11 protein-coding genes are annotated in these 12525 nt (G+C 50.6%); 7 read left to right on the top strand and 4 right to left on the bottom strand.

Annotated features, from left to right (window positions below):
• Positions 1–12 precede the first annotated feature (12 nt).
• The 3 genes from AC6I8K_RS15290 to AC6I8K_RS15280 are packed head-to-tail and all read right to left on the bottom strand — an operon-like array spanning position 13 to position 2454.
• A complete protein-coding gene (locus tag AC6I8K_RS15290) occupies positions 13–1011 on the bottom strand; it encodes a galactosyltransferase-related protein (RefSeq protein ID WP_497826997.1) in 999 nt (332 codons plus the stop codon).
• 4 nt (positions 1012–1015) lie between these two features.
• Positions 1016–1681, bottom strand: coding sequence for an ABC transporter ATP-binding protein (locus AC6I8K_RS15285; protein WP_497826996.1), 666 nt, complete (start codon positions 1679–1681; stop codon positions 1016–1018).
• Positions 1678–2454, bottom strand: coding sequence for an ABC transporter permease (locus tag AC6I8K_RS15280; RefSeq protein ID WP_497826995.1), 777 nt, complete (start codon positions 2452–2454; stop codon positions 1678–1680). Before AC6I8K_RS15280 ends, AC6I8K_RS15285 begins: the two co-directional genes overlap by 4 nt.
• Positions 2455–3104: 650 nt before the next feature.
• Here AC6I8K_RS15280 and speB point away from each other — a divergent pair.
• Positions 3105–4025, top strand: coding sequence for an agmatinase (speB, locus tag AC6I8K_RS15275; RefSeq protein WP_007890305.1), 921 nt, complete (start codon positions 3105–3107; stop codon positions 4023–4025).
• 54 nt (positions 4026–4079) lie between these two features.
• Complete coding sequence (locus AC6I8K_RS15270) at positions 4080–4484, top strand: YidB family protein (protein WP_064738629.1); 405 nt, start codon at positions 4080–4082, stop codon at positions 4482–4484.
• 80 nt (positions 4485–4564) lie between these two features.
• Here AC6I8K_RS15270 and loiP read toward each other — a convergent pair whose 3' ends face one another.
• Complete coding sequence (gene loiP / locus AC6I8K_RS15265) at positions 4565–5320, bottom strand: metalloprotease LoiP (RefSeq protein WP_064738630.1); 756 nt, start codon at positions 5318–5320, stop codon at positions 4565–4567.
• A 273-nt stretch (positions 5321–5593) separates the two neighbouring features.
• Between loiP and tkt the strand changes: the two genes are divergently transcribed.
• The 5 genes from tkt (at position 5594) to mscS (ending at position 12414) form a co-directional block, all read left to right on the top strand.
• The gene (gene tkt / locus AC6I8K_RS15260; RefSeq protein ID WP_497826994.1) at positions 5594–7585 is read left to right on the top strand and encodes a transketolase; all 1992 of its coding nucleotides are present in this window, start codon (positions 5594–5596) and stop codon (positions 7583–7585) included.
• 343 nt (positions 7586–7928) lie between these two features.
• A complete protein-coding gene (gene epd / locus AC6I8K_RS15255; protein ID WP_497826993.1) occupies positions 7929–8948 on the top strand; it encodes an erythrose-4-phosphate dehydrogenase in 1020 nt (339 codons plus the stop codon).
• A 51-nt stretch (positions 8949–8999) separates the two neighbouring features.
• Entirely contained in the window at positions 9000–10163 is a 1164-nt protein-coding gene (pgk, locus tag AC6I8K_RS15250; protein ID WP_483816094.1) for a phosphoglycerate kinase, read from the top strand.
• A gap of 106 nt (positions 10164–10269) precedes the next feature.
• Complete coding sequence (fbaA, locus tag AC6I8K_RS15245) at positions 10270–11349, top strand: class II fructose-bisphosphate aldolase (protein ID WP_007890299.1); 1080 nt, start codon at positions 10270–10272, stop codon at positions 11347–11349.
• 189 nt (positions 11350–11538) lie between these two features.
• Complete coding sequence (mscS, locus tag AC6I8K_RS15240; RefSeq protein ID WP_064738115.1) at positions 11539–12414, top strand: small-conductance mechanosensitive channel MscS; 876 nt, start codon at positions 11539–11541, stop codon at positions 12412–12414.
• The last annotated feature ends 111 nt before the right edge of the window (positions 12415–12525 follow it).

Genomic DNA, 12525 nt, shown 5'->3' with positions numbered 1-12525 from the left:
TGTTAACTTATATTAAAAATTAAATATTAACTTAATGCGACGTTTTAATGTGTCCGTTCTATCCAGATGTCCGGGTTTATTGTCGAAGTAGATCGAATATGTTTGATAGTTTACTTTTTTGTCCTTACATATCCGGATGAATTCTTCCAGCAAACTCGATGAATAGTGTTCGTCCACGCTAACGTTATGTTGGTGTAGTTTAGAAAAAAGTTGATAATTTATCTTTCTACGTTGGTAATAGTTCTCTTCATTATCTTTTGCATGATAAAGATGGAATGCCATTTTTTTCTCAATCAGCGCGTTTATGCAATGCATCCCCAACTCTTTTCTAAAGCCTGTTGATAAAAGTGGAGAGCGATGTGACGTCTCTAGCAAAAAATCAGCACTTTTATTTATCATGTTATAGCGCTCAGCCAATCTGAGTAGAAAGTCAAAATCTTCATAACCGTGGCCGTTGAACGCGGGATTAAACCCCGTTATCTCCCGATAATCCTCAGATTTCATCACCACGATTGATGATGGACATGCCAGGTGCAAAAATTCCTTACGCGAAAAAGAAAAGTATTTTTCTTTAATCGCTTCAATACTTGTTTTTTTCCTGAGATAGTCAGTACCATATTTTGTTAAGTAGAGACAGGGAAGAATATGAAAAGGCGTTGATTTATTAATTATTTCAGTTGCGCAACTGGTAAACAACGAAAAATCAGGGAAGATATCAACGTCAAGCAATACAATCATGTCTGTATCGACCTGCTCAAAAGCCAGGTTTCTCAATTGTGATACATTAATAACCTCAGATTTGCTCTTTAACGATGAGATTATTACATTGCTGTATTTTTTTATTTTTTTTATAAATATTTTATCTTGCCGGGCGTTTCTATTGTTATGCCCAAAAATGACTTTTACATTTGATTTCTCGGCATTAAACGCGATGAATACGGCTTTATTTATTATGTCTCTTGAACGTCTTTTCAGATCAATAGGAATAAGGGCTGTTAAGTTTGCTGCCATTTCCTTAACTTTTCCATTCATGGCTATATTGGTCGATGGCTTCGTCAATATCTTCGAAGAGGAGAACCTTGTTGTCTCTGCCAATGTAAATGGCCATATCACAAAATTTTTTTAATGAGTTGAGATTGTGTGAGACCATCAGGAAGCTCGATTCAGCATGCCGTGTATTGAATAAATTCGCGCATTTGGCTCTAAATCTTGCATCACCCACCGCCGTGACTTCATCAACCAGGTAATAGTCAAATTTGAAAGCCATGCTGAGTCCAAAACCCAAACGTGATTTCATGCCAGAGGAGTAATTTTTAATGGGCATATCAAAATATTTGCCGAGCTCGGCAAACTGCTCTACAAAGGCGATTTTTTCTTTTAGCTGATCTTTTTTGGCATAGAGCCTGGCGACAAACTTCACATTTTCACGGCCACTCAAGCTGCCTTGAAATCCTCCCGACAATCCTACTGGCCAGGAGATCGTATTATCTGTGGTAATTAAACCGCTGTCGGGTTGATCAATGCCACCGATCATCCGCAGCAAGGTTGATTTGCCGGCACCGTTGCGTCCAATTATTGCAACGCTTTTACCACTCGGCAGGTGCAGATTGAGATCTCTAAATACATAGTGTCTTTCAGCTGGCGTGCGATAAGACTTGGTGAGGTTTTCGATCTTGATCATGATGTCATCATTGCCTCTTCACGGGTGCGATATATTGCCAGGCCGATAAAGAGTGTGGCCAGGGTAACAATTGCCAGATATTCCAGGCTCACGCCATCACTGACATAGCCCACTACAACAGCTTCCCGACTCAGTTCCACCGCGTGAAGAATCGGATTCCACAGCAAGTAGGGCCAATACTCTTTAGGAATAGCGTGTAACGGAAACATAATTCCTGAAATAAAGTAGAGTGGTTTTAGCACAATGGGGAAAAGCTTCTGTGCTTCTGGGATAGAGTGTCCTGTGACCATAAATATCATCCCTATCCCGCATGAGAACAGGATTAGCAATCCCCACGCAAAAACCAATTTCAGCACATTATTAAGGGTGATGGTTTCTCCTGTCATTCCCACAACAATCATTAAAATGATATAAACCACGAGGTAAATAACCGTTTCTAACTTAGCTCTGGCGATAATCGTATCGATGGGTTTTATCGGGCGATAGTTGAATAATCCCTGATTAGCCTCTATTGCACCTATCGAACGCTGGGTGATGTTAGAGAAAATAAAGTAGGGGATAATACCATTCAGTAAAAAAAGCGGGAATGAAATGTCTGGCATGGTGCGATGCATGATAAAACCAAAAAAAAACAGTAGCACAAGTAAATGCGCTGAAGGTTCCAATACTGCCCATAGATATCCCAGGCGATACTTGCCGAATCGCGTGCGTATTTCCCTAAAAAACAATGCATTAATGGCAGATTTCTGCACATCATATCCGCTTCTACTCATTGACTCTCTCATCGGCTAAATAAAATAATTTGCACGCTACCGCCCCTGGCTTAACAGATACCAATGTGCTGAGTACAATGCGGCAGTAATGTTGGAAAAAATATTAAGAGGGCTGTAAGAGAAGAGGTGCCTTCATCTCACTTTTAAAGGAGTAAAATGTGTAGAGGAAAAATAAATCACAAACCTACTCACAACCAGATGATTCTTAAAGCATGGTCTCGAGTGGCGGTGAACATCATTTCCTGACACCTAAAAATCCCTTCCTGTTTTATTTAAATAACGTTACATAATGGTATTTAATAATACTAAGTGTTTTTGGCTATCAATTTAATTCACTTGATAGATTTAAGTTTTGTTTTTTATTTGACGTATTTACCTTATTAATTCTTTTTATTATTTAAGAAATGGCTTAATTTATTTATGGCTGACGGTTTGTTAATTAAATTTATTCATGTTTTTAAGGCCAAAGTTAACGTTATTTTACCGGCGTATATTTACTGACTGAAAAACGAACGCTGATTGCAGGGGGCTGAAATCTCCGCGATAATCTCCACAACCCATCCCTTCCTCGTCGGGTTAACGACGCGGAGGGGATTTTTTATTTTTACCCTAAACTGGTGAAACGATTACCGCCTTAATGAGGACGAATTATGTATAACACCCTGGGCAATCAATACGATAACTCCCTGGTTTCTAACGCCTTCGGTTTCATGCGCTTCCCGCTTAATTTCCAGCCTTACGATAGCGACGCTGAGTGGGTCATCACTGGCGTTCCTTTTGATGCGGCGACGTCGGGTCGTCCGGGCAGCCGCTTAGGGCCGGGCGCGATTCGTCAAATCTCGACCAACCTGGCGTGGGAAGGCTGCCGTTGGCCGTGGGACTTCGATCTGCGTCAGCGTCTGAACGTCGTGGACTGCGGCGATCTGGTTTACGCCTTCGGTGATTCACAGGATCTGTCGGACAAACTGCAGGCGCATGCTGAAAAACTATTGGCTAACGGCAAACGTATGCTGACCTTTGGTGGCGATCATTATGTGACGTTGCCATTGCTGCGTGCGCACGCTAAGCACTTTGGCAAAATGGCGCTGGTCCACTTCGATGCGCATACCGACACCTATTCCAACGGCCCAACGTTCGATCACGGCACCATGTTCTTCACCGCGCCGAAAGAAGGTTTGATTGATCCGCAGCACTCTGTGCAGATCGGCATTCGTACCGAGTTCGATAAGAGCCTGGGTTTCAACGTGCTGGATGCGGCGCAGGTCAACGATCGCAGCGTCGACGATATCCTGGCGGAAGTGAAGCGCACCGTCGGCGATCTGCCGGTGTACCTGACCTTTGATATCGACTGCCTTGATCCCGCACACGCGCCGGGCACCGGTACGCCGGTGATTGGTGGCCTGAGCAGCGATAAAGCGACCAAGCTGATTCGCGGTTTGCAGGGCATGAACATCGTCGGCATGGACCTGGTTGAAGTGGCGCCAGGTTACGATCACGCCGATCTTACGTCGCTGGCTGCAGCCACGCTGGCGCTGGACATGCTGCACGTGCAGGCGGCAAATAAAGGTTAATCCTGTTGACTGCGGCTACACTTACTGGCGTTTATTTAATCTGCGGAGGCTACTATGGGCTTACTGGACGATTTAGTCGGATCGCTAGGAAATAGCAACGGAAGCGGGCAGGGCAATCAAATCCAACAATTGATGGCTATCTGGAATTGGGTGCAGGAGCAAGGCGGCGTTGAGGTTCTGCTACAAAAATTTCAGCAGGGCGGACTGGGGCAGGTGCTGAATACCTGGATTGGGAGCGGTGACAATCAGTCGATTGGTGGCGGCGACATCCAAAACGCACTTGGGCAGGATCAGCTGCAGTCGCTGGCAGATAAGCTCGGTACCGATGTGCAGGGTGCTTCCGGTACGCTGGCCACTTTGTTGCCGCAGGTGATTGATAAGCTGTCGCCGCAAGGCCACATCGAGACATCGAACACCCAGGATCTGGGTGCAATGGTGGATGGGTTGTTTAAGCGTTAATGGTTCTTTGCTGGCTGCCCCCCACCTCGGTCCTCTCCCGTTAACAGGGGAAGGCCGGGATGGGGGACCGCGAGCACTATTTACTTCCCGTCTGCGGCAATACGTTCACGAATGTGCTGCGCGCGCGCTTCAGAATCCGGGTGTGAATCAAACATCGAACTCTGACGGCCCTGTTCCAGTTTTGCGAGCTTCTCAAAGCTGGTCGCTAACCCCATAGGATCGATGCCGCGCTTTTTCAGCAGATCGAAGGAGTAATCATCGGCCTGTGATTCCTGAGTTTGCGAGAATTGCGCATTCACTAATTTCTCACCCATTTCACCCAACTGCGACTGCGACAGCGAGCCAATCACGCCGCCAACGGATGCTGCTGCAGTGCGTGTCGCGGTGGTGGTAAGTGCCACCTGCATCGCTTTTCGCGTGTGTCCTAGCGCAACGTGCCCCATTTCATGGCCGAGTACGCCTTCCACTTCGTTGTCGGTCATCATATCCATTAAACCGCTATAGACGCGGATACAGCCATTTGCCATCGCCCACGCATTAACGTCTTTGGTTTGATACACCTTGTAGTTGGCGGGTACGCCATTAATGTTGTCGCCCAGTGCAGCGGCGATTTTATTCAGGCGCTGCTGATATTCACTGTTGGCGGGAGCAACCTGATTATCTTTGTCCATCTGCGCACAGGATTGGTCGCTTAACGCCTTCACCTGTGAGTCATTTAATGCATAGGCCTGGTAAGCCTGCGCACCGGATTGCAGCAGCGCGTTATTATCCATTCCTTCACAGCCGCTAAGTAGCGAAGCCATTCCCAGAGCAACGATGGTGGCTCTCATTTTCATATCAGCATCCTTTAGGTAACAAGGTAAAGAAAACAAACACCTGAAACAGTCGCAGATGTTTAAACGCTTTGGTTATAGCTCGCATATTGTGCAATGGCTAGCAGACAAGCCCGGAAATGCAACCGTTTACCCGCTATTTAGCACCCTGATGCATGTACTTTTGCCCTTATGTTCATGTACATTGATGTGCGACTTTTTTCTCGCTTCGCCTTATAACTGATTAATTACAATAAGTTAAGCGTGGCGGAGCATTAATCCGACCTGGAGTAGAAGATGCCCTCTCGTAAAGAGCTTGCCAACGCCATTCGCGCGTTAAGTATGGATGCAGTACAGAAAGCCAATTCGGGACATCCGGGTGCCCCGATGGGCATGGCGGACATCGCCGAAGTGCTATGGCGTGACTTCCTGAACCATAACCCTACTAACCCGCTGTGGGCAGATCGCGACCGCTTCGTGCTGTCGAACGGTCACGGCTCAATGCTGATTTACAGCCTGCTGCACCTCACCGGCTACAATCTGCCAATGAGCGAACTGCAGAACTTCCGTCAGCTGCACTCTAAAACTCCAGGCCACCCGGAATACGGCTACACCGCGGGCGTTGAAACTACCACCGGCCCGCTGGGTCAGGGCATCGCTAACGCGGTCGGTTTCGCCATCGCTGAGCGCACGCTGGCGGCGCAGTTCAACCGTCCGGGTCATGACATCGTAGACCATAACACCTACGTGTTTATGGGCGACGGCTGCATGATGGAAGGCATCTCGCACGAGGTGTGCTCCATCGCCGGCACCCTGAAGCTGGGCAAACTGGTGGCCTTCTATGACGACAACGGCATCTCCATCGACGGTCACGTCGACGGCTGGTTCACCGACGACACCGCCAAACGCTTTGAAGCCTACGGCTGGCACGTGGTGCGCGGCGTGGACGGTCACGATGCAGAAGCCATCAGGAAAGCCGTTGAAGAAGCCAAAGCGGTGTCCGATAAGCCTTCACTGCTGATGTGCAAAACCGTGATTGGCTTCGGCTCGCCGAACAAAGCCGGTACGCACGATTCGCACGGCGCGCCGCTGGGTGCCGATGAAATCGCGCTGACCCGCAAGCAGCTGGGCTGGAACCACGGTCCGTTTGAAATTCCTTCCGACATCTACGCGCAGTGGGACGCCAAAGAAGCCGGCCAGGCGAAAGAGTCCGCGTGGGACAAAAAGTTTGCCGCCTACGCCGCTGCGCATCCGGCGCTGGCCGCGGAGTTCAAGCGTCGCGTCAACAACGCGCTGCCAGAAAACTGGGCCAGCGAGTCGCAGAAGTTCATTGAGCAGCTGCAGGCCAACCCGGCGAAAATCGCCAGCCGTAAAGCCTCGCAGAACGCCATCGAAGCCTTTGGTAAAATCCTGCCGGAATACCTGGGCGGCTCCGCTGACCTTGCGCCAAGCAACCTCACCATGTGGTCCGGCTCGAAGCCAATCAACGAAGACGCGGCGGGCAACTACATCCATTACGGCGTGCGCGAGTTCGGTATGACCGCGATTGCCAACGGTCTGGCGCTGCACGGCGGCTTCCTGCCGTACACCGCCACCTTCCTGATGTTCGTCGAGTACGCGCGCAACGCCGCACGCATGGCCGCGCTGATGAAAATCCGTCAGATTATGGTCTACACCCACGACTCCATTGGTCTGGGCGAAGATGGCCCGACGCACCAGCCGGTTGAGCAGATGGCCAGCCTGCGCGTGACGCCAAACATGAGCCTTTGGCGCCCGTGCGACCAGGTTGAATCGGCGGTGGCGTGGAAATACGCCATCGAACGCGTTGACGGCCCGTCGGCGCTGATCTTCTCGCGTCAGAACCTGGCGCAGCAGGATCGTACCGCTGAGCAGCTGGCTAACGTGGCGCGCGGCGGTTACGTGCTGAAGGACAGCAGCGGCACGCCGGAGCTGATCCTGATCGCCACCGGTTCGGAAGTGGAACTGGCGGTGAGCGCTTACGAGCAGCTGACGGCAGAAGGCCGCAAGGTGCGCGTGGTCTCCATGCCTTCCACCGACGCCTTCGACAAGCAGGACGCGGCGTACCGTGAATCCGTGCTGCCGAAAGCGGTGGCGGCGCGCGTGGCGATTGAAGCGGGTATCGCAGATTACTGGTCCAAATACACCGGCCTGAACGGCGCGATCGTCGGCATGACCACCTTCGGTGAGTCAGCGCCGGCGGATCAGCTGTTCAAAGAGTTTGGCTTCACCGTTGAGAACGTGGTTAAAACGGCGAAATCGATTCTGTAATTTTTGCGCAATAAATTGCGCCGCTACCGGTTATGCACCGCCTGTAGCGGCGCGATTCATCGCGCACATCTGCAGTGCACGGGTATCTGACCTGAAACGGTTCAATTATTCCTGTAGTAATAATTCATCAAGGCAAAATTTGTGACGCAGATCCAATATTCTGCCACTCATTTGATCGCAATCATTCCCGTTATTCCTCTCTTGCATTACTCTAGCTGAACCGTTTCAGTCGTGAGCGAGACCGTGTGGCTTTCCGGAGTGTACAGGTAATAATTCCCTGTACAAAAAGGTGTGAAACGCTCAGGCTAATCGGCACGTTTTTCTGGTGTTGTTGAAGGTAGAGATGACCGTTCGCGTAGCAATAAATGGTTTTGGTCGTATCGGGCGTAACGTATTACGTGCCCTGTATGAAACCGGTCGCCGGGCTGAAATCACCGTGGTCGCCATTAACGAATTGGCAGACGCCGCCGGTATGGCGCATCTGCTGAAGTACGACACCAGCCACGGACGTTTTGCCCTTGATGTGCGCCAGGAACGCGATCTGCTGTTTGTTGGCGACGACACCATTCGCATCCTGCATCAGGCGGAAATTGATGTGCTGCCGTGGCGCGAACTGAATGTCGATATCGTGCTGGATTGTACCGGCGTGTACGGCAGTCGTGCTGATGGCGAAGCCCATTTGCAGGCGGGTGCGAAGAAAGTGTTGTTCTCGCATCCGGGCGGCAACGATCTCGATGCCACCGTCGTGTTCGGCGTAAACGAACAAGCTCTTAAACAAACTGACTGCATTGTCTCCAACGCATCCTGCACCACCAACTGCATTATCCCGGTGATCAAGTTGCTGGATGACGCCTTTGGCATTGAGTCGGGCACTGTGACCACCATTCACTCGGCGATGCACGATCAACAGGTGATTGACGCTTATCACAGCGACTTGCGCCGTACGCGCGCTGCCAGCCAATCGATCATTCCGGTAGATACGCGTCTTGCTGCTGGCATTACCCGTATTTTTCCGAAATTTAACGATCGCTTTGAAGCGATTGCCGTGCGCGTGCCTACTATCAACGTGACAGCCATTGATTTGAGCGTGTCTGTGCGCGAAGCGGTGAAGGCGTGTGAGGTCAATACGTTGCTGCAAAACGCGTCAGAAGGGGCGTTTCGTGGTATAGTTGACTATACGGAATTACCGTTAGTCTCAGTAGATTTTAACCATGATCCGCACAGTGCCATAGTCGATGGCACGCAAACGCGGGTCAGTGGTCATCACCTTATCAAAACGCTGGTTTGGTGTGACAACGAATGGGGCTTTGCTAACCGTATGATCGACACCACGTTAGCAATGGCCGCAAGCGGTTTCAGGTAAGACGCGGACTGCGTCTGGCAAAACTTATGAGAGTCAACGAGAGGGTTCACCATGTCTGTAATTAAGATGACCGATCTGGATCTTGCTGGTAAACGCGTTCTGATCCGTGCCGATCTCAACGTGCCAGTGAAAGAAGGGAAAGTGACGTCAGATGCACGTATTCGTGCTTCTCTGCCTACCATCGAAGCGGCGTTGAAACAGGGCGCGAAAGTGATGGTTACCTCTCACCTGGGTCGTCCGACCGAAGGTGAATACAACGAAGAGTTCTCCCTGCTGCCGGTTGTTAACTACCTGAAAGAAAAACTGAACGGCACCAACGTGACCCTGGCGAAAGAGTACCTCGACGGCGTGGAAGTGGGCGCTGGCGAACTGGTGGTGCTGGAAAACGTGCGCTTTAACAAAGGCGAGAAGAAAGACGAAGAAGGCCTGTCGAAGAAATATGCTGCACTGTGCGACGTCTTCGTAATGGATGCCTTCGGTACTGCGCACCGCGCTCAGGCGTCTACCCATGGCGTGGCCAAATTCGCTCCTATCGCCTGTGCCGGTCCGCTGTTGTCAGCTGAGCTGGAAGCGCTGGGTAAAGTGATGAGCAACCCAGAACGTCCGCTGGTTGCTGTGGTTGGCGGTTCTAAAGTCTCTACCAAATTTGATGTCCTGCAGTCGCTGGTGAAGATTGCTGACACCGTAATCGTCGGCGGCGGTATCGCGAACACCTTCGTGGCTATCGACAATAACGTCGGTAAATCTCTGTACGAGCCAGACTTCGTTGAAGCCGCGAAAAAGCTGCGTGATGAGCACGGCATTCCGGTTCCTACCGATTCTCGCGTAGGCACGGAATTCTCTGAAACTGCACCGGCAACCGTGAAAAAGGTTTCCGAAGTAGCGGATAACGAAGAGATTATGGACTTCGGTGACGAAACCGCTCAGGCAATGGCTGCCATCCTGAAAGGCGCAAAAACCATTCTGTGGAACGGTCCGGTTGGCGTGTTCGAGTTCCCGAACTTCCGTAAAGGCACCGAAATTGTGGCGAATGCTATCGCCGATAGCGATGCGTTCTCTGTTGCGGGTGGCGGCGATACCCTGGCTGCTATCGATCTGTTCGGTATCGAAGATAAGATCTCTTATATCTCTACCGGCGGCGGCGCATTCCTCGAATTCGTGGAAGGCAAAAAACTGCCAGCAGTTGCTATGCTGGAAGAGCGCGCTAAGCAGTAACTCTTTGGGGGCGGCGCTTTGGCGTCGCCTGAAAGCTTGCCCTGTGTTGGGCAATCAAATCGCAATCCCCTGTTGGGGATGAACGGTAACGAAACGGGACACAACCATGTCTAAAATTTTTGATTTCGTAAAACCCGGCGTTGTCACTGGTGACGACGTTCAGAAAATTTTCCAGGTAGCGAAAGAGAACAAATTCGCTCTGCCAGCAGTTAACTGCGTCGGCACGGACTCCATCAATGCAGTATTGGAAGCTGCGGCCAAGGTGAAAGCGCCGGTCATCGTTCAGTTCTCCAATGGTGGTGCTGCCTTCATCGCCGGTAAAGGCTTCAAAACCGACAAACCACAGGGCGCAGCAATCTTCGGTGCTATCGCCGGTGCTTACCATGTGCATCTGATGGCTGAACAGTATGGCGTGCCAGTCATTCTGCACACCGACCACTGCGCCAAGAAACTGCTGCCGTGGATCGACGGTCTGCTGGACGCGGGTGAAGAGCACTTTAAGAAAACCGGCAAGCCGCTGTTCTCTTCTCACATGATTGACCTGTCTGAAGAGTCACTGGAAGAGAATATCGAGATCTCTTCTAAGTACCTGGCGCGCATGGCTAAATTGGATATGACGCTGGAAATCGAACTGGGTTGCACCGGCGGCGAAGAAGACGGCGTGGACAACAGCCACATGGACGCATCTGCGCTGTACACCCAGCCAGAAGACGTTGATTACGCGTACACCGAGCTGAGCAAAATCAGCCCACGTTTCACCATTGCCGCTTCATTCGGTAACGTGCACGGCGTGTACAAGCCAGGCAACGTGAAACTGACCCCGACCATCCTGCGTGATTCTCAGGAATACGTGACTAAGAAACACAATCTGCCGCACAACGCGCTGGACTTCGTGTTCCACGGTGGTTCCGGTTCTTCTGCTGCAGAAATCGAAGAGTCTATTGGTTACGGCGTAATCAAGATGAACATCGATACCGACACCCAATGGGCAACATGGGACGGTATTCTGCAGTACTACAAAAAGAACGAAGACTATCTGCAAGCTCAGCTGGGCAACCCGAACGGCGTAGATAGCCCGAACAAGAAATACTACGATCCACGCGTTTGGCTGCGTTCTGCTCAGGCTTCAATGGTTGTTCGCCTGGAACAAGCTTTCAAAGAGCTTAACGCTGTCGACGTACTGTAATTTTTCCTTACAGTACAAAAAAGGCCCGAAAGGGCCTTTTTTTTATGCGTCTCATCCGGAAAATCCCACGAATTCAGGCCAATTTTGGCGCTTCGCCTTATTTTTGTTTACCCTTGTATTCGGAGTGTCGGAGTCAATCTGGCAGTTTTTTGCATTTTCCCGCGGGAAACTCAATAACAGGGCTTACAAATGGAAGACTTAAATGTCGTTGATGGCATTAACAGTGCTGGTGGATGGCTGGTACGCAATCAGGCGCTGATCCTGAGCTATGCGGTGAATATTGTGGCGGCGATTATTACCATCATCATCGGTATGTTCATCGCTCGCATCATCTCTAATGCGATTAACCGCGTACTGTTGGCACGTCACATTGATGCCACCGTCGCGGATTTCCTCTCTGCGATGGTGCGCTACGGCGTTATCGCCTTCACTATCATTGCCGCACTGGGACGAGTCGGGGTGCAGACCGCTTCGGTGATCGCCGTGCTGGGTGCCGCCGGTTTAGCGGTGGGTTTGGCGTTGCAGGGTTCGCTGTCGAACCTCGCGGCTGGCGTGCTGCTGGTGACCTTCCGTCCATTCAAAACCGGTGAGTTTGTCGATCTCGGCGGCGTAATGGGTACCGTGCAGAACGTACAGATTTTCTCCACCACGTTGAAAAGTGCTGATGGCAAAATTGTGGTGGTGCCAAACGGTAAAATTATTGCCGGAAACATCGTTAACTACTCACGCGAACCCATCCGTCGTAACGAGTTTATTATTGGCGTGGCTTACGATGCGGATGTCGATCAGGTCATTAGCCTGTTACGTGAAGTGGTTGATGCGGACGATCGCGTGCTGCAAGACCTTGGCGTGCAGATCGGCCTGAATGAATTGGCGGCCTCATCACTTAACTTTGTGGTGCGTTGCTGGAGCAAAAGCAGCGATCTGCAAAACGTCTACTGGGATCTGATGAAAAACTTCAAGCGTGCGCTGGATGCGAACGGCATCGGCATTCCTTATCCGCAGATGGATGTGCATCTGCATCAGGTGAAGAGCGAGCAACAACAGCTCGCGCGCACCGAATAAAAAAGAAAGGCACCTGCGGGTGCCTTTTTATTAGCTACTCTAATAGCCAATTAATTCTTTCAATTTCCTCTAATATCTTTGCCTCTCTATACTGCACAGCATCTTTCATAG

The organism is Pantoea sp. X-Soil-ISGK-421 (genome assembly GCF_059730785.1).
This window is presented reverse-complemented; position numbering and strand designations above follow the sequence as displayed.

Excerpts from the sequence above, each read along its gene's own strand:
- AC6I8K_RS15290 (WP_497826997.1), bottom strand. The coding sequence starts at position 1,011 with ATGGCAGCAAACTTAACAGCCCTTATTCCTATTGATCTGAAAAGACGT.
- speB (WP_007890305.1), top strand. The coding sequence starts at position 3,105 with ATGTATAACACCCTGGGCAATCAATACGATAACTCCCTGGTTTCTAAC.
- epd (WP_497826993.1), top strand. The coding sequence starts at position 7,929 with ATGACCGTTCGCGTAGCAATAAATGGTTTTGGTCGTATCGGGCGTAAC.
- loiP (WP_064738630.1), bottom strand. The coding sequence starts at position 5,320 with ATGAAAATGAGAGCCACCATCGTTGCTCTGGGAATGGCTTCGCTACTT.
- AC6I8K_RS15285 (WP_497826996.1), bottom strand. The coding sequence starts at position 1,681 with ATGATCAAGATCGAAAACCTCACCAAGTCTTATCGCACGCCAGCTGAA.
- pgk (WP_483816094.1), top strand. The coding sequence starts at position 9,000 with ATGTCTGTAATTAAGATGACCGATCTGGATCTTGCTGGTAAACGCGTT.
- tkt (WP_497826994.1), top strand. The coding sequence starts at position 5,594 with ATGCCCTCTCGTAAAGAGCTTGCCAACGCCATTCGCGCGTTAAGTATG.
- mscS (WP_064738115.1), top strand. The coding sequence starts at position 11,539 with ATGGAAGACTTAAATGTCGTTGATGGCATTAACAGTGCTGGTGGATGG.
- AC6I8K_RS15280 (WP_497826995.1), bottom strand. The coding sequence starts at position 2,454 with ATGAGTAGAAGCGGATATGATGTGCAGAAATCTGCCATTAATGCATTG.
- AC6I8K_RS15270 (WP_064738629.1), top strand. The coding sequence starts at position 4,080 with ATGGGCTTACTGGACGATTTAGTCGGATCGCTAGGAAATAGCAACGGA.
- fbaA (WP_007890299.1), top strand. The coding sequence starts at position 10,270 with ATGTCTAAAATTTTTGATTTCGTAAAACCCGGCGTTGTCACTGGTGAC.